The 15,802-nt window shown below is 49.2% G+C and carries 16 protein-coding genes and 1 tRNA gene; 11 read left to right on the forward strand and 6 right to left on the reverse strand.

Features of this window, described 5'->3' with window-relative positions; translation table 11 throughout:
• Positions 1 to 114 precede the first annotated feature (114 nt).
• The 8 genes from VK70_RS05475 (at position 115) to VK70_RS05510 (ending at position 8,967) form a co-directional block, all read left to right on the forward strand.
• Complete coding sequence (locus VK70_RS05475; RefSeq protein ID WP_052755982.1) at positions 115 to 1,554, forward strand: methyl-accepting chemotaxis protein; 1,440 nt, start codon at positions 115 to 117, stop codon at positions 1,552 to 1,554.
• A 74-nt stretch (positions 1,555 to 1,628) separates the two neighbouring features.
• The gene (gene pstB, locus VK70_RS05480; protein ID WP_025695827.1) at positions 1,629 to 2,408 is read left to right on the forward strand and encodes a phosphate ABC transporter ATP-binding protein PstB; all 780 of its coding nucleotides are present in this window, start codon (positions 1,629 to 1,631) and stop codon (positions 2,406 to 2,408) included.
• Between the two features lie 78 nt (positions 2,409 to 2,486).
• Positions 2,487 to 3,146 carry a phosphate signaling complex protein PhoU gene (gene phoU, locus VK70_RS05485; RefSeq protein WP_046722949.1) on the forward strand — a complete coding sequence of 220 codons (660 nt, stop codon included), beginning with the start codon at positions 2,487 to 2,489 and terminating at the stop codon, positions 3,144 to 3,146.
• A 198-nt stretch (positions 3,147 to 3,344) separates the two neighbouring features.
• Entirely contained in the window at positions 3,345 to 6,002 is a 2,658-nt protein-coding gene (polA, locus tag VK70_RS05490; protein WP_025695172.1) for a DNA polymerase I, read from the forward strand.
• 52 nt (positions 6,003 to 6,054) lie between these two features.
• A complete protein-coding gene (gene mutM / locus VK70_RS05495) occupies positions 6,055 to 6,885 on the forward strand; it encodes a DNA-formamidopyrimidine glycosylase (RefSeq protein ID WP_025695171.1) in 831 nt (276 codons plus the stop codon).
• A 184-nt stretch (positions 6,886 to 7,069) separates the two neighbouring features.
• Positions 7,070 to 7,795, forward strand: coding sequence for an MntP/YtaF family protein (locus VK70_RS05500; RefSeq protein ID WP_025695170.1), 726 nt, complete (start codon positions 7,070 to 7,072; stop codon positions 7,793 to 7,795).
• A 9-nt stretch (positions 7,796 to 7,804) separates the two neighbouring features.
• On the forward strand, positions 7,805 to 8,404 hold the full coding sequence (gene coaE / locus VK70_RS05505) for a dephospho-CoA kinase (protein WP_025695169.1): 600 nt from the start codon (positions 7,805 to 7,807) through the stop codon (positions 8,402 to 8,404).
• Positions 8,398 to 8,967, forward strand: a complete 570-nt coding sequence (locus tag VK70_RS05510) for a lytic transglycosylase domain-containing protein (RefSeq protein ID WP_411431692.1) — start codon at positions 8,398 to 8,400, stop codon at positions 8,965 to 8,967. Before coaE ends, VK70_RS05510 begins: the two co-directional genes overlap by 7 nt.
• 86 nt (positions 8,968 to 9,053) lie before the next feature.
• Here the strand turns inward: VK70_RS05510 and VK70_RS05515 are convergent, their stop codons facing one another.
• Entirely contained in the window at positions 9,054 to 9,284 is a 231-nt protein-coding gene (locus VK70_RS05515) for an alpha/beta-type small acid-soluble spore protein (protein WP_025695167.1), read from the reverse strand.
• 126 nt (positions 9,285 to 9,410) lie between these two features.
• Between VK70_RS05515 and nrdR the strand changes: the two genes are divergently transcribed.
• The 3 genes from nrdR to VK70_RS05530 all read left to right on the forward strand — a co-directional run bounded on the left by nrdR (position 9,411) and on the right by VK70_RS05530 (position 11,345).
• Positions 9,411 to 9,887 (forward strand): transcriptional regulator NrdR, encoded by a 477-nt coding sequence (nrdR, locus tag VK70_RS05520; protein ID WP_025695166.1) that lies wholly within the window; start codon positions 9,411 to 9,413, stop codon positions 9,885 to 9,887.
• A gap of 193 nt (positions 9,888 to 10,080) precedes the next feature.
• A tRNA-Ala gene (locus VK70_RS05525) sits at positions 10,081 to 10,153 on the forward strand.
• 403 nt (positions 10,154 to 10,556) lie between these two features.
• Positions 10,557 to 11,345 carry an ABC transporter permease gene (locus tag VK70_RS05530; RefSeq protein ID WP_025695165.1) on the forward strand — a complete coding sequence of 263 codons (789 nt, stop codon included), beginning with the start codon at positions 10,557 to 10,559 and terminating at the stop codon, positions 11,343 to 11,345.
• An 89-nt stretch (positions 11,346 to 11,434) separates the two neighbouring features.
• Here VK70_RS05530 and VK70_RS05535 read toward each other — a convergent pair whose 3' ends face one another.
• From VK70_RS05535 to VK70_RS05555, 5 genes are all read right to left on the reverse strand, one after another.
• Complete coding sequence (locus VK70_RS05535; protein ID WP_025695164.1) at positions 11,435 to 12,511, reverse strand: ABC transporter substrate-binding protein; 1,077 nt, start codon at positions 12,509 to 12,511, stop codon at positions 11,435 to 11,437.
• A gap of 187 nt (positions 12,512 to 12,698) precedes the next feature.
• The gene (locus VK70_RS05540) at positions 12,699 to 13,490 is read right to left on the reverse strand and encodes an EFR1 family ferrodoxin (RefSeq protein WP_025695163.1); all 792 of its coding nucleotides are present in this window, start codon (positions 13,488 to 13,490) and stop codon (positions 12,699 to 12,701) included.
• 33 nt (positions 13,491 to 13,523) lie between these two features.
• Complete coding sequence (locus VK70_RS05545; RefSeq protein ID WP_025695162.1) at positions 13,524 to 13,925, reverse strand: FMN-binding protein; 402 nt, start codon at positions 13,923 to 13,925, stop codon at positions 13,524 to 13,526.
• 4 nt (positions 13,926 to 13,929) lie between these two features.
• Positions 13,930 to 14,904 carry an FAD:protein FMN transferase gene (locus tag VK70_RS05550; RefSeq protein ID WP_025695161.1) on the reverse strand — a complete coding sequence of 325 codons (975 nt, stop codon included), beginning with the start codon at positions 14,902 to 14,904 and terminating at the stop codon, positions 13,930 to 13,932.
• Positions 14,901 to 15,548, reverse strand: coding sequence for a TetR/AcrR family transcriptional regulator (locus VK70_RS05555; protein WP_233277771.1), 648 nt, complete (start codon positions 15,546 to 15,548; stop codon positions 14,901 to 14,903). Before VK70_RS05555 ends, VK70_RS05550 begins: the two co-directional genes overlap by 4 nt.
• Between the last annotated feature and the right edge of the window lie 254 nt (positions 15,549 to 15,802).

Genomic DNA, 15,802 nt, shown 5'->3' on the forward strand with positions numbered 1-15,802 from the left:
TACCCTTGTGATAGACGTGCGTTTTCAGTCACATTTCATTAACGGTAAGAAAATATTCCTATGACATTTGATTGATACGCTATGAACATAATAGTCATGCAGGAGGAATGTGCATTGGGTTCACTCACAACGGTTGAGGAAGAGCGGGGCAAGCTGAGTGGAGGAGGGACGGACAGAAGTACCGATGCGGCGGCAAAAGACAAACTTACATTAAAACGCCAGGAAATCGGACGGAATGAACATCTGCTCAGGCAAAAAAGAATGGCGGCGCAGACGGGTGCCTTGTCATTAGACGCAGTACATCCCGATGCAGCGCGGACGGCTGCTTCACGGACCCAAGCCCTACCGATAGCGGCAACGGCAGAGTTTGTAGGGGAGGCGGGAGATGAAATGGGAATTGAGACTTACGTAATAACGAAAGATCGTGAGACTGTCTTGCCATTGGATACGAACAGCAAGGAGGAGACGTCAGCCCGGCCTTCCGCCATATCGCTGGCGGATTACTGCATCAGTGTTCCGGAGATCGACCTGCAGCTCGAGTGCCTGGAGGCGCTGGCGGTATTTCGTGACAACTTGAACGCTCCATGCCTGGTCGTCAGGGACGAAGAGGAACGACCAGCCGGTCTTCTCATGCGGGATTACTTTCACCGCCAGCTGTCAGGCAGATTCTCGGCGGAGCTGTTCTATTCACGTCCGGCATCCCGTTTTGCCGATAAAGATGCGCTTGTGGTGGAGTCTTCAGCTTCGCCTTCCGAACTGATCGCTAAGGCTTTGCAGCGGAAAGAAGAACAATTCTACGACTGCGTCATCGTCACGGAGAATGGAAAGCTGAAGGGCGTATTGACGGTGAGGGATCTGATGGCGCTCTCCGGAAGGCTTCAGGAGCGGGCGGAGCAGGAACGCCGCCTTGCTGTAGAAGGAAGCTGCGACCATGTCGGCGAGATGGAGTCGGCGCTGCAGGAAGCTGCGGCTGCCGCTGAAACGGCCCGTGCGGAGTGCAGCCGTATGGAGCAGTGGATTGACGCCGGCTCCGGGAAACTGGGTCATGTACATACTTCATATTTACGGGTTGAGGAGCGAATCACCGAGCAGCGCAGCCAAGTTGATGAGCTGCTGAAGAATGTGACGGAGATCGCTTCTTTGACAGGAGAGATTGACGGTATTGCCGCAACCAGCGAATTACTTGCGCTGAACGCCTCCATTGAGGCCGCCCACGCAGGCGAACATGGACGGGGCTTTCAAGTTGTGGCTGATGAGGTGCGAAATCTTGCCCGTCATACCCGGCTGTTGACGGCAAGCATTTCTTCGCTGCTTGGAACCATTGGGGATCAGGCCGCCCGCACCGCAGAGCTTACTGGAGCCGCTGCGGGCGATATCGGCGGCAGTGCGGAAGAAATAGCGGCCGCGAAGCGGCTCTTCGCAAGCCTTCAAACGGCAGTTTCTACCGTTGAGAGGGCGGACGAAGCCGCTTGCCTGCTCGTTCAACAAAGTGCGGACCGGGCTCAGGAGGTCAAGGGACGGCTGCTTGCAATGAGTGATTTTACAGAGCGTTAACATTTATCTGGAGCGGTATTTACAATCATGGCTTATTATTGTACGGAAGATGATGAGAAGGAGACGCGCACATAATGAAGTCCGTCATTGACATAGAGCAGAAGACCATCATTAATATAGAAAAGCTGGATCTCTACTACGAGTCCTTTCATGCGCTTAAAGGCATGGACTTGCAAATTCCGGAGAAGGCGGTTACCGCGTTCATCGGACCGTCCGGCTGCGGTAAATCGACGCTGCTGCGCACCTTGAACCGGATGAACGATATGATTCCGGGAACGCGGATCGAAGGTAAGGTTCTGATCGGCGACAAGGATATTTATGGCGGCGATGTAGAGGTAGAAAGCTTGCGCAAGCAAGTGGGGATGGTTTTTCAGCAGCCGAATCCTTTTCCAAAATCGATATACGATAATGTTGCTTACGGACCGAGACTGCACGGCAAGCCTCCCAAGGCCGAACTCGACGAGCTGGTGGAGCAAAGTCTGCGCCAAGCGGCCCTATGGGACGAAGTTAAGGACTTCCTGAAGAAATCGGCGCTTAGTCTGTCCGGCGGACAGCAGCAGCGGCTCTGTATTGCCAGAGCCCTTGCCGTACAGCCTGATATTCTGCTGATGGACGAAGCGACTTCCGCGCTTGATCCGGTCTCGACACAGAAGATCGAAGAGCTTGTTCAGGAACTGCGGGACCGGTATACGATTGTCATGGTTACGCATAATATGCATCAAGCTGCGCGAGTATCGGGCAGAACGGTGTTCTTCCTGAACGGCGTGATCGTCGAAGCGGCGGACACGGAGCAGCTATTCTCGAATCCTAAAGATTCGCGCACCGAAGATTACATTTCCGGCAGATTCGGTTAAAGTATGGCTTCTCGTAGGGGAAGTACCCGCTTGGCCTACCCGGATTGACCTATTGATTCGAGGAGGATCGCTCTAATTATGATTCGAAGAGTGGAATTGGACAAAAATCTTGACGAACTGCGGAATCTGCTGCGGCAGATGGCTGAGCATGTCATCGACGCGCTCGAAGGAGCCGTCCTTTCCTTGCAGAAGCTTGATACGTCCAGGGCGCAAGAAATTGTGCAGGCAGACGTTCATCTAAATGAATTGGAAGAAAAGATTATGGATATCGGCTCGCGTCTTATCGTCACACAGCAGCCGGTAGCCAAGGATTTACGCAGAATAATCGTTGCTTTTAGAATATCAAGCGATCTTGAGCGGATGGGTGATTTAGCGCTGGACGTGGCTAAGGTGACTCTCCGTATCCAAGGCCAAGATCTGATCAAACCGCTGGTTGACATTCCCCGTATGGCTGAAATTGTTACACTCATGACCAGTGAAGCCATCACCGCCTATCTGGACGAGAATACCGATCTGGCGCATAAAATGGCAATGGACGATGATCAGGTCGATCATTTGTACAGCTCCATGATCAATGATTTGTATAGCTATATGATTGAGAAGCCCGAATCGGTCTCTCAAGCGATGCTGCTTACGCTGGTTGGGCGGTACATTGAGCGGATTGCCGATCATGCGACCAACATCGGGGAAAGCGTCGTTTATTTGGTAACAGGTAAGCGTCCGGACTTAAATATGTAGCAAACTGCCAGGCCGTTTGGCGAATACGCCGAATATGGCTATAAGAGAAAGCGCATCATTGCCGCAGAGCGGCGAGGGCGCTTTCTTCTTTTTTCACAGTATGAGTAAGCTTTGAAGCCGCTGCGGCACTTTGATGGGCTATTTGGGCGGGCCATGTGGTAAAATGTAAAGGATAAGCAATAAAAGACGAGGTGCAAAATGGACAAGCTGATTCTTATAGATGGAAATAATGTCATTTACCGCGCATTCTTCGCCATGCCTCCTTTGACCAATACAGCGGGGCAGCAGACCAATGCCGTGTACGGCTTTACTACAATGCTGCTGCGGCTGATTGAGGAGCATAAACCGACGCATCTGATCGTCGCGTTCGACGCGGGAAAGGTCACCTTCCGGCACGAAGGTTACCAGGAGTACAAGGGCGGACGACAGAAGACGCCGCCCGAGCTGTCGGAGCAGTTCCCGCTCCTCAAAGGTCTTCTGCGGGATCTGGGCGTGCCACAGTTTGAGATTGAGAATTATGAAGCGGACGATATTATCGGCAGTATCTCCCGGCAGGCGGACGAGGTAGGACGCCAGGTGATGATCGTATCGGGGGATAAGGACATGCTGCAGCTGGCGTCGGAGCATACGACCATCGCGCTGATCCGCAAGGGCGTCACCGATATTGAGCTGTACGGTCCGGAGCAAATCCGTGAAAAGTATGATTTGACGCCGCAGCAGATCATCGACCTCAAAGGGCTGATGGGCGATGCGAGCGACAACATTCCCGGCGTACCGGGTGTCGGCGAGAAGACCGCCCTTAAGCTGCTTGCCCAGTTCGGTTCCGTAGAGGGAGTAATCGCGGGAACGGGCGAGCTGAAGGGCAAGATGAAGGAGAAGCTGGAGGCGCATGCCGACGACGCGATCATGAGCAAAAAGCTGGCGACCATTTACCGTGAGGTGCCGCTGACGCATTCTTGGGAGGATATGGCCTTTCAGGGTCTCAAGAAAGACACAGCCGGACCTGCGCTGGCGAAGCTGGAGTTCAAGTCGCTGCTGGAGCGGCTTTCCTTGAGCGGGAACGCCCCAGTGAACGAAGAGACCGCTCCCAAAGCTGACGATTTGGACATCGTCATTGCTGGCGAACCTGAGCTTGAAGAACTGACGGCCGCGCTGACGGATGTGAAGGCGCTGCATGTGGAGACGAACGGCGAGAACCCGCACCGCTCCGAAGTTATCGGTCTGGCGGTGTCGACGCCGCAGCGGCATTATTTTGTACCGTTCAAGCTGCTGAAGAGCGACGCTGCGGCAGGCTTGCGCGATTGGCTGGCTGACGAGCATGCGCCGAAGAACGGCTACGACCTGCACCGCACGGACTTGGCGCTGCATTGGCAGGGCATACCCTTCGCCGGAGCGGCGCATGATGTGCAGCTCGCAGCATACCTGCTTGACCCAACCGAGGCCAATCAGAACCTCAGCGACCTTGTCGCCAAATACGGGCTGCCGCGCCTTGCGCCGGACGAAGAGGTGTTTGGCAAGGGAGCCAAATACAAGGTGCCGGAGCTGGACACGCTCGGCGCGCATGTCGCCGCCAAGAGCGCGGCTGTGCTTGGCCTTGTGCCGAAGCAGGAGAAAGATTTGACCGATACAGCGATGTCAGGGCTGTTTCATGATCTGGAAATGCCGCTTTCGCGCATTTTGGCTGACATGGAGAAGCAGGGGATTGCCGTCAATATGGACGGTCTTAAGGAACTGGGCCGGGAGTTTGAAAGCACGATCTCGGGCCTCGTTGAGCAAATCTACGAAATCGCGGGTACGGAATTCAATTTGAATTCGACGAAGCAGCTCGGGGAGATTTTATTCGATAAGCTGGGCCTGCCCGTCATCAAGAAGACAAAGACCGGCTATTCCACCGATGCCGAAGTGCTGGAGAAGCTGGAGCCTTACCATGAAATCGTGCAGAAGATTTTGCAGTACCGCACGCTTGCGAAGCTGCAGTCCACCTACGTGGAAGGGCTGCTGAAGGAAATTGCCCCGTCAACGGGTAAGGTGCACACCTTCTACCGCCAGACGATTGCGGCGACCGGACGGCTGAGCAGCCAGTTCCCGAACCTGCAGAACATCCCGATCCGGCTGGAGGAAGGCCGCAAAATCCGCAAAGTATTCGTGCCCTCCGAGCCGGGCTGGTCGATTCTGGCGGCCGACTATTCGCAGATTGAGCTGCGGGTGCTTGCGCATATTTCGGACGACGCAAGGCTGAAGGAAGCCTTTTTGCATGATATGGATATTCATACCAAGACGGCCATGGACGTATTTGGCGTTCCTGCCGAAGCGGTCGACGGCAACATGCGGCGTTCCGCTAAAGCGGTCAATTTCGGCATCGTATACGGGATCAGCGATTACGGCCTTTCCCAGAACCTGAATATCACCCGGAAGGAAGCCGCAAGGTTCATCGAGCAGTATTTCGAGGTGTTCCAGGGCGTGCGCCGCTACATGGACGAGATTGTCCGCGAAGCGCGCAAAGCGGGCTACGTCACCACGCTGCTAGAGCGCCGCCGCTATCTGCCGGAGATTAATGCGAGCAACTTCAATCTGCGCTCCTTTGCCGAGCGGACAGCGATGAATACGCCGATTCAAGGAACCGCGGCCGATATTATCAAGCTGGCGATGATCCATATGGACCGGGCTTTGTTCGAGCGTAAGCTGAAGAGCCGCATGCTGCTTCAGGTGCATGACGAATTGGTGTTCGAGGTGCCGGAGGACGAGCTGGAAACGATGAAAAAGCTCGTGCCCGAAGTCATGGAAGGCGCGCTGAAGCTGTCCGTTCCGCTCAAAGCGGAGGTAAGTTATGGCCGCAACTGGTATGAAGCGAAATAAAGGCCCCGCGTGCCAGGCTTATCCGGTATAATGGAGAAGAGGTGAAGACATCATGCCGGAATTACCGGAAGTAGAGACCGTCAAGAGAACATTGAACACCTTGGTACAAGGAAAAAGAATACAGAAAGTCACCGTCCGGCTGCCGCGTATTATCCGGCGTCCGGACGATATTCGAATGTTTGAAACTATGCTGGAAGGCCATACGATCGAGCGTGTGGAGCGCCGCGGCAAATTTTTGCGCTTTCTGCTGGACGGTCTGGTGCTTGTCTCCCATCTGCGGATGGAAGGACGGTACGGATTGTATGCGGCTGGGGAGCCTTTAGATAAGCATACACATGTGATTTTTTATTTTGAGGATGGGACCGAGCTTCGCTATACGGATGTAAGGCAGTTCGGCACCATGGATTTGTTCCTGCCTGGAGAAGATCTCAGCCTTCCTCCGCTGAACAAGCTGGGACTCGAACCGCTGGACCCGAAATTTACACCCGAAGCGTTTAGAGATTTATTGTCCGGGAAAAATACAAAAATCAAGCCTTTGCTGCTCAATCAGGCATATGTGGTCGGCATCGGCAATATTTATGTGGATGAGTCCCTGCACCGGGCCGGTATCCATCCGGAGACGGCTGCCAAATCACTGACTGCAGAGCAATTGGACCGTCTTCATCAGGCGATTGTCGCCACACTGACGGAAGCGGTAAATGCAGGCGGCTCCTCGGTCAAATCGTACGTGAACGGCCAAGGGGTGAGCGGAAGCTACCAACATAAGCTGCTGATCTACGGCCGCAAAGACCAGACCTGCTATTCCTGCGGGTCCGTGGTCGAGAAGAGCGTAGTCGGCGGACGCGGGACGCATTTTTGTCCAAGCTGCCAGCCGCTGCTTTAAACCTGAGAGCCAGTTATTTTTCGCTGAATTACGCCGGTTTTCTTCGTGTTTTGCATTTTTTCATAAAGGTTGACACCCACAGCCCATCCCGCCCATATACTGTGTGAAGAATGCTACATTTGCGACCCGACGGCTTCCGTCTTTATGCATCGGAGGTTTCGGTTCTTCACGGGAGGGATTGCGGGTGATCAGCCCCATTTTTTCACTGCTGCTGTTGGCATTTGCTCTGAGTCTGGACGGTTTCGGTGTAGGTATTACATACGGATTGCGCAAATTGAAAATACCTCTGCCCTCCGTGCTTATTATTTCGCTCTGTTCGGGAGTTGTGATGTGCGTCTCGATGCAGGTCGGCGTGCTGCTGGCCAAAGTCGTCTCGCCTCATATTGCTTCCCTAATCGGGGCGGTCATTATCCTTCTTATGGGTTGCTGGTCGCTAGTGCAGCTGGTTGTGCAGAGGGATGAAGATAAGGCGGAAGAGGAAACTGACGGGATGCCGGGGGACGCAGAGAATCACAGTCCGGATATTCTTGCAGTAACAGATGGTACTCCGGAGAAAGAGCCGGAGAAATCTGCGGTATTTTCCCTGGAGCTGCGGCGGCTGGGGATTGTCATTCAAATTTTGCGTACTCCGTCCTCGGCCGACTTGGATAAATCGGGCAGCATTTCCCCGGCAGAAGCGCTTGTGTTGGGCGTCGCCCTTTCGCTTGACGCTTTTGGAACGGGCCTTGGAGCCGCGCTCCTTGGGTTTAATCCGCTGTGGACGTCGCTAGTTATTGCCCTGTTTAGCGGCAGTATTTTACTTCTGGGGCTCCATACGGGACTGCGTTTTGCCGGAACCTCCTGGATGAAGCACGCTTCGGTGCTGCCTGCGCTGCTCTTGATTGCAATAGGAATATTGAAGCTGTTATGAGGTGAAAACATGATTATGGGCTTAACCGGGGGAATCGCCTCGGGAAAAAGTACCGTGTCCGCCCTTCTCATCAAGAAAGGGGCAAGGCTCGTCGACGCCGACGTCATTGCCCGGGAGCTCATGCTCCCCGGACACGAGGTGCTGGCCGCCGTTACCGAATATTTTGGCAAGGGGATACTTCTCCCTGACGGAACGTTGAACCGCCCGAAATTAGGCGAAATTGTCTTTCACGATCCTGAAGCCCTAAAGGCTCTGAATGGACTGACCCATCCGGTAATCCGGAGGGAAACCAGGGAACGGATGCAGGCAATGGAGCGGGAAACGCCTGAGCGCCTGATCATCGTGGATATCCCGCTGCTCTTCGAGTCGGGGCTTGAGGATATGTTTGAACGGATTTTGGTTGTGTATACTCCGCGTGAGATACAGCTTGAGCGTCTGAAGAGACGGAACGGGTTAACACAGGATCAGGCTGAGGCCCGGCTGAACTCGCAAATGGATATTGAACTCAAGCGATCCAAGGCCGATTATATCATTGATAACAGCGGGGATCTTGCCGATACCGAGCGGCAGATCGTCGTTTTGTGGGACAGGCTGGGTCTTCCATGCTGAGATGGCTCCTGAAAAAAAGAGTGCTGCTGCTGTTATTTCTCGGCTTTACCGCTATATTGTTTCTCAGCACGAACTGGATGTCCTGGTTTTATCCGATTTATTATAAGGAAGAAATTCGCAAGCACAGCTCGACGTATCAGGTGGACCCCTATCTTGTAGCGGCAATCATCCGGGTGGAGACCAACTACAAGATCGGACGCGAGTCGAAAAAGGGAGCACTCGGACTGATGCAGTTGATGCCTGATACCGCCAAGTGGGCGCTTGAACAGGCCAAGCTCCCTGATGTATCCATGAGCCGGCTCAAGAACGAGCCTTCCGCCAACATTGAACTGGGTACCTGGTATTTGCATACCTTATCCGGGAAGTTCGACGGTAACCGTACAGCGGTCATTGCGGCCTATAATGCCGGACCCGGAACGGTTCAACGCTGGCTCACGGATGGTTCATGGAACGGCAGCGAAGGGGATATTAAAAATATTCCGTTCGGCGAGACCCGCCATTATGTACAGCGAGTCATTTATTATTACAATCAATATACGGAGATCTACGGGGGCGTTTTTTAGCTGTGCATCAAAGCATGAATGAGAAAAGAAGTGCCGCCCGGCGCTTGGGCCCTTTGGCACTTCTTCGGCAAGCTTATGTGGACAGGTTATTGGTATTGACCTGCCAGTTGTTGTTCGGCCAGAGTTACAAGACGTTTCGTAATGTATCCTCCGATCGAACCGTTCTCATAAGAAGTTTTATTGCCTTGATATCCGTCCGGAGAAAGAGTGATACCAAGTTCTTGGGCAACTTCAAATTTCAGTTGTTCCAAGGCAGCGTTGGCTCTTGGTACGACAAGATTGTTAGAGCTGGAGTTACCATTGCTTGCTTGTGCCATTTCTTTTCACCTCCTATCGGTTGGTAACTGTATTATGCGCCGGACTTGCCACATTCATTACTCATAAATAGAGGTGTTTTCTGGAAAGGTAAAGTCCATACCCTTTGCAAAGGAAGTGAATAGATCATGAAATGCCCATACTGCGACCATACTAACACTAAAGTACTGGACTCCCGTCCGGCCAACGAAAATAAATCCATACGCCGCAGGCGAGAGTGCGAGCGATGCAGCCGCCGTTTCACCACGTTTGAGATGGTGGAGGAAACCCCGCTGATCGTTATCAAAAAGGATGGCAGCCGCGAGGAGTTCAGCCGGGACAAAATTTTGCGCGGTCTGATCCGGGCCTGCGAAAAACGTCCCGTATCCGTAGAACGGCTTGAGATGATCGTCTCCGAGGTTGAAAAATCGCTGCGCGGCATCGCCGTAGCCGAGGTCGAGAGCCGGCAAATCGGCGAACTTGTGATGGAACAGCTCTACCCGGTGGATGAAGTCGCTTACGTCCGCTTCGCGTCGGTGTACCGCCAGTTCAAAGACATCAACATGTTCATGAAGGAACTGAATGCGCTCCTCTCCAAAAACCCGACGGAGACGGAAGGACTGTAAGCCCAGGCTTAACAGTCCTTTACGTCTTTCGCATATTCCTATTGATACATTAATCTGATTTGGTCCCCAGAGAATTTTAAAAAACTGTTGACATAGGTCTCGTAATTTTATATGATATAGAAGTCGGCTGCGGAACATGATATTGCAGAAGACACCAATAAGCCGATGCATGCATATTGTATTTAGATAACATGGGGCCTTAGCTCAGCTGGGAGAGCGCATCGCTGGCAGCGATGAGGTCAGGGGTTCGATCCCCCTAGGCTCCATAAAAATGAAGAAGAGTCTCACTCCTAGGAGTGGGGCTCTTCTTCATTTTTATGTTTTTTGGGGTCCGAACCCGAAGGGTTCGCCGGGCGCAGGAATCGCAAGACGTATGAGTACAGTTGTCTCATTCCACCATAGCGATCTGCTTCACCCGAGTTCGCATCATCCATTTATACGTATATATTGACAAAGATTCCAGCTTATAATACTATAATTATATTGTATAAAACTCATAAAAATACTATGAATAAATATATTTTGAGAGAATATAATGCTGAAGATTATCGAAAACTTTATACAAAAGTTGACCAGAATACTGGAGGCAAAGCTTTACTATCTATTGTGGATAAGGCTTTGCCTCTTTAATTTTAAGTAATGGAACTAGAAGAGGGAGGAGCATTTGTTGTGAACTTTAAAAAAATAAAAACGGTGATTTTTGAATCAAGACGGCTATTAGGTATAGGGGGGTTTTTGCTGATTTGGGAAATTTCACCCCGGTTGGGATGGGTAGATCAATCTTTTATTCCCCCATTTTCTGAGGTGATAACGACCCTTATTTCACTTATTTTATCCGGCGAGCTTGAGAAACATATCCTGATCAGTCTACAGCGCTCAGTGTTAGGTTTTGGGTTGGGACTGCTAATAGCGATTCCGTTAGGATTGATTATTGGCTGGTTTAAAGGATTCGAATTTTATATGGACCCTTTATTGCAAACTTTCAGGCAGACTTCAACCATCGCTTTGCTGCCGGTATTTATGTTTTTGTTCGGAATCGGCGAGATTTCCAAGGTGGCTATCGTTTTTTGGGGAGTGCAATGGGCAATTCTTTTAAATACAATTTCCGGGGTAAAAAGTGTTGATCCGCTTTTAATCAAATCAGCAAGGTCCATGGGCGCATCACCTCTCACAATGTTTATTAAAGTCATACTGCCATCGGCTTTTCCAACTATTTTTACGGGAATCCGCCTGAGCGCTACAACTTCTATCCTGATATTGATAGCGGCTGAGATGCTTGGCGCGAGCAAAGGTCTGGGATTTCTTTTGTTTGATGCTGAAGTCAAGTATCAAATTCCCAAAATGTTCGCTGTAATCATCACCATGTCAATTTTAGGGCTGATCGTTAATTATTCGCTTCAGGCAATTGAAAAGCGTGTTACCCACTGGAAGGAAGAGCTTACGACGAACGGCGGCTGATTGTAAATAATCAAAAAGACACAAAGGCGATTGCTTACTTGTGTCTTTTTTTTTATATTCTTTGATATTTTCGATCTTCTTTAACGAAATTATTTATTTGCAGGAATAGCCAATTCCTTGGTGTAATATGGATTCAAATCATTGGTAAAGAGGTCTTCTGCTTTGATTTCACCCGGATTTTCGAACCCTGCCAGTTTATTCTTATAAGCGGTATCAATCCACCATTGTACTTGTTCTGGTTTGACCCACCATTGATTCGGATAAATATTACCTGCCATGTCTTTTGGATCAATCTTGAGATACTCGGCCTCCAGTTTTAAAGCTTCTTCGTAGTGGTCGTTAATCCATTGCTGGGCTTTCAGATCGGCAACGATATAAGCCTTTACTACATCCGGATGCTTCTTGATGAAATCTTCACTGAAGGCGCGAACAGCCAAACCGCCGATAGTGCCGTCTCCGGCTTTGGTTCCAATATCAAAACTGGTAGTAAGTACTTTTACTCCTCCGGCATTTTCAGCTTTTACATTATAAGGAGGATGGACAACCGCAACATCGATGATTCCCTGCCTCAATGCCTGCTCCTGCAATTCATCTTTCATAACGACAACTTCGACTTTGTCCTTGGGAATGTTATTCTGCTTGAGAAATTCTGAGTTTAACAGGTCTACACAGCCTCCGAGGTTACCTACAGCGATCTTCTTCCCGACAAGGTCGGCGGGGGAATTGATTTTGCCTCCATCTTTCACAAGCCAAGTCATATGCAGTTTATTATTTTCCGGGCTGTCAACCATACTGTGCAGTACAATTTTTATTTTTGCGCCTGCTTTACGGGCAACGGCGATATTGGTCGGATGCCCGGAGCCAAATAGGTCATTATCTCCTCTAACAACGGATTGAGCCAGATTGGAGCCTTGGGCCAGAACTCCGGTATATACCGGTTTGATATTCACTTCTTTGAAAAAGCCTTTCAGGTCAGCAATGATAAATTCGTTGAATCCGGTAAAAGTCGGTGTTTTGAGCTCGAATTCCTTTGTTAATTTTCCATTCACAAATTTCGGTTCTTCGCTGTCTTTCGATGTGGAAGATGCTGAATTCCCACAGCCCGCAAGAGAGAGAGATAATAATGCGATGGTAAGTGTAAGCAGTAAGCCGGTTGTTTTTTTCATTCCATTACGCTCCTTTATAAAAAAATTTTAAAGAAAAAGACTGGATATATAAATATCCAGCCTCTAGCTTTCTAGTTAGCCAATTTAATTCCTACTAAACATATGTAATTTATGAGTACCGTTAAAGAATATAACATTCAGGTATTTTTTTGTCAATTACTAGATTTTAAATAGGGTTGAGCTCAATTTACTTCATAGAAATTTCATGATAACTAATTTCGGGATGGGTATATCTCCCTTTTTTCTCGGTGCTTTTTCCGTATTGAATGGCTTTGGATGGACAATAGTGGATACACGCCAAGCATTGGGCACAGCGCTTTCCCCACTGCGGCTTTTTATTCACAAGATGAATCGTATTGCAATTACAAACCTTTTCACAAATACCGCAGCCGGTACAATGATCATTGACATGAAATTTTACGGTATTCATCGCGTTTTTATTAAACATTGGATTAACGAACCCGGTTAACAGCCACGCTAACAAGCCTTTGTCTAAACCAAATTCTCCTGATGTTCTTTGTTCAATGGTAGGATTGATCCTTTTCAAAGTTTCATCCGCCGCGAATCGCTTTTCTTTTTCCACCTTTTCTGAATCCACATCACCCATTAAAATATAGTTGTTTGGCATTTTAATGCTAAATTGACCGTTTAAATGCATCCCTTTTTTCTTCAAATAACGGTCCATCACTTTCATCGTATTTCCGATGTTGCCTCCACAAGTTGCAACCGAAAAGATGTAGTTGTCGCGGTAATGATTCAGCTTAAGCTTTCCTATAAATTCAAGCACCATTTTGGGAGGCCCCCATGCATAGATCGGGAATACAAAGCCAATCCTTTCCTTGTCCTTCAGGCTGTATTCAAAGCATTCATTTCCGGTGTTAACAGCCGCGGATATGGAAACTAATTCTTCATTATTGTGCAGAGCAATACTTTTAGCGGCATAAAGCGAGTTACCCGTTCCAGAAAAATAAAAAATCATACATATCATCCTCTCTAATCCAAAGGTCTATTACTATTTTTGCGCTTTGAGCAATGCGTCTTCTACTGCTTTTAGGTAGGCTTTAGAGGTAATGGTAGCCCCGCTAATCGTGTCCACCTGCAAAGACTGTGACCTGATTACTTTATCATACAACTCATTCGTGAATTCAGACGGTTTGCCTTCAGTGTTCTTTAACAATGCAATACGTGCGACTTTGCCGGATGACACGGTAACCTGAACCTCATTGGCTCTCCATTTAAACCGTCCGCCCTCATATGTGCCGGTATAAGTGCCGTCAGCAAGTCGCTTAAAATCCACAACGGTGAGCGGCAGATTTTTTCCTTCCCGAAGTTCCTTGGAAAACAGGGTCCAACATATGATTCCGCCTACAAGAACGATGATAATAATCCCGATCATAATATTTCGCAATACCATGCTATCATCCTCCGTAATTCAAGATATTCACATTTACACCTTCGCCAGCCTGAAAGCAATCCTTTAGCCCTTTCGTAACGAATACCTGTAAATCCCTATCCACGAGAATGGCTTCGGTTCCAGGGAAACTTCCAAGAAGTTCAAGTCCTTTTTTCATCCCGGCTACAAATAATATGGTGGACAACGCGTCGGCTTCTGTAGAATGATCTGAAACGATAGTGACGCTTACCAATCCCGATTCCGATGGATATCCTGTAAACGGGTTTAGAATATGATGATACCGTTTGCCGTTTCGGTCGATGAAGCATCGCTGGTAGTCTCCGGATGTAACCACCGCCTTGTCAACTACAGAGAGGAGACCCAATAAGCTGTTGTCCACTCTGGGGTGCTGAATGCCGATACGCCACGGGGAACCATCTGGCTTAGCTCCTAACGTAACCACATTTCCTCCAATATTCGTAAAAGCGGATGAGACACCGTATTTCTTAAATACCTCCAAAAATTTGTCGCCGGCAAATCCCTTTCCTATCCCTCCCAGGTCAATGAACTGTCCCGTCTTCTGAAGTCCCGCCGCCTTCTCGCAGGGATCCAATACCAGGTCAGCATAGTTAACGAGAGGAAGAGCCTGCCTTATCCTTGACTCATCCGGAGGCTTGGATGTATCGTTGCCGATATTCCATAAGGTTACCAAAGGCCCAATCGTCACATCGAAAATGCCCCGGCAGCAAGTAGAGAATTCAACAGCACGGGACAGCACTTCATAAGCTTCGTCGCTAATTTTTTCACATTTCCTTCCCGCAGACCTGTTGACCCTGCTGATCTCGCTTCCGGGTATGAAGCGGCTCAGCAGTTCTTCCATCCGTACCGTTTCCTCACAGACAGCCCTAATGGATTCTTCAGCCTGCTTGCCGAAAGCTTTATGGGTTATTACTGTACCCATCCCTTGGTTCACGGACTGGGCAACCCTGGTTTCGGTCACTGGCAATCCTCCTTGTTCGATTTTTCAATATGCGGATTGAGGCCGGCAGTCAAGCCTTTCATAGTAAACTCCCCTAAATAATCCAAAATTTGGGGGAAATATTGAATCCCGATTTCATCCTTATGCGTATCGATATTGATGAGCGCCGAAAAAAAAGCCATGATCAGCCCGCTATCGATATCATCCCTCATTTTACCTTCTGCTTGCCATCGTTTGATCAGCTCAACAAAATGGTTGTATAAGAAATCAACATGACCGATTCCGTTGTCTTCACGGTATTGCTGTTCTATCCTGTTAAAAACATCCCTGTTATACCATTCCTTCAATATCGGATTAGAGTTCATGCCGATCAGGTTTAGTGACATGATTTCTTTTATTACCTTGAAGGGATCGTCATCCAGGTTAACAGCTTCCATAATGCTTTTTTTAAGGTTCGCGTTTTCTTGTAAAAAAATCTCCATGAATAGCTTCTCTTTCGAAGCGTAGTAGTTATAAAATGTGCCTACCCCGATTCCCGCCATTTTTGTAATATCCGAAACATTCGTGTCTTTGAATCCTTTGGAGCTGAATAGCTTTTTTCCGCAGTTCAATAAGTCTGTTTTTGTGTCTCTCATTCGTTGAATAGCCTCCACTAACGCTAACATGTTATTGCTCCTCACCAGATGGTGAATGAATAAAAAAATATTCATTCACATTATAACCTGGAACCTTTTGACAATCAAGCCTTTTTACTCGCAGCCTATGCCGGGCCGGATCCGGTAGTGTTCAGCACAGGAAAGTGCTTGACACAAATTAGCCACCTTCATCCACCACGTTATCGCCTGCGCTTGCCCGCTGCCTCGATGTGGAAAAAGTTTATGATTGCCGAATTAGATAAAATGGCTTATGATCAAAATAA

The organism is Paenibacillus durus ATCC 35681, assembly GCF_000993825.1.
In the GTDB taxonomy this organism is placed as follows: Bacteria; Bacillota; Bacilli; order Paenibacillales; family Paenibacillaceae; genus Paenibacillus_AQ; species Paenibacillus_AQ durus_B.

Bases quoted from the DNA above. Each gene is read 5' to 3' on its own strand.
- pstB (WP_025695827.1), top strand. From the start codon at position 1,629: ATGAAGTCCGTCATTGACATAGAGCAGAAGACCATCATTAATATAGAA.
- phoU (WP_046722949.1), top strand. From the start codon at position 2,487: ATGATTCGAAGAGTGGAATTGGACAAAAATCTTGACGAACTGCGGAAT.
- polA (WP_025695172.1), top strand. From the start codon at position 3,345: ATGGACAAGCTGATTCTTATAGATGGAAATAATGTCATTTACCGCGCA.
- mutM (WP_025695171.1), top strand. From the start codon at position 6,055: ATGCCGGAATTACCGGAAGTAGAGACCGTCAAGAGAACATTGAACACC.
- coaE (WP_025695169.1), top strand. From the start codon at position 7,805: ATGATTATGGGCTTAACCGGGGGAATCGCCTCGGGAAAAAGTACCGTG.
- VK70_RS05510 (WP_411431692.1), top strand. From the start codon at position 8,398: ATGCTGAGATGGCTCCTGAAAAAAAGAGTGCTGCTGCTGTTATTTCTC.
- VK70_RS05515 (WP_025695167.1), bottom strand. From the start codon at position 9,284: ATGGCACAAGCAAGCAATGGTAACTCCAGCTCTAACAATCTTGTCGTA.
- nrdR (WP_025695166.1), top strand. From the start codon at position 9,411: ATGAAATGCCCATACTGCGACCATACTAACACTAAAGTACTGGACTCC.
- VK70_RS05535 (WP_025695164.1), bottom strand. From the start codon at position 12,511: ATGAAAAAAACAACCGGCTTACTGCTTACACTTACCATCGCATTATTA.
- VK70_RS05540 (WP_025695163.1), bottom strand. From the start codon at position 13,490: ATGATTTTTTATTTTTCTGGAACGGGTAACTCGCTTTATGCCGCTAAA.
- VK70_RS05545 (WP_025695162.1), bottom strand. From the start codon at position 13,925: ATGGTATTGCGAAATATTATGATCGGGATTATTATCATCGTTCTTGTA.
- VK70_RS05555 (WP_233277771.1), bottom strand. From the start codon at position 15,548: ATGTTAGCGTTAGTGGAGGCTATTCAACGAATGAGAGACACAAAAACA.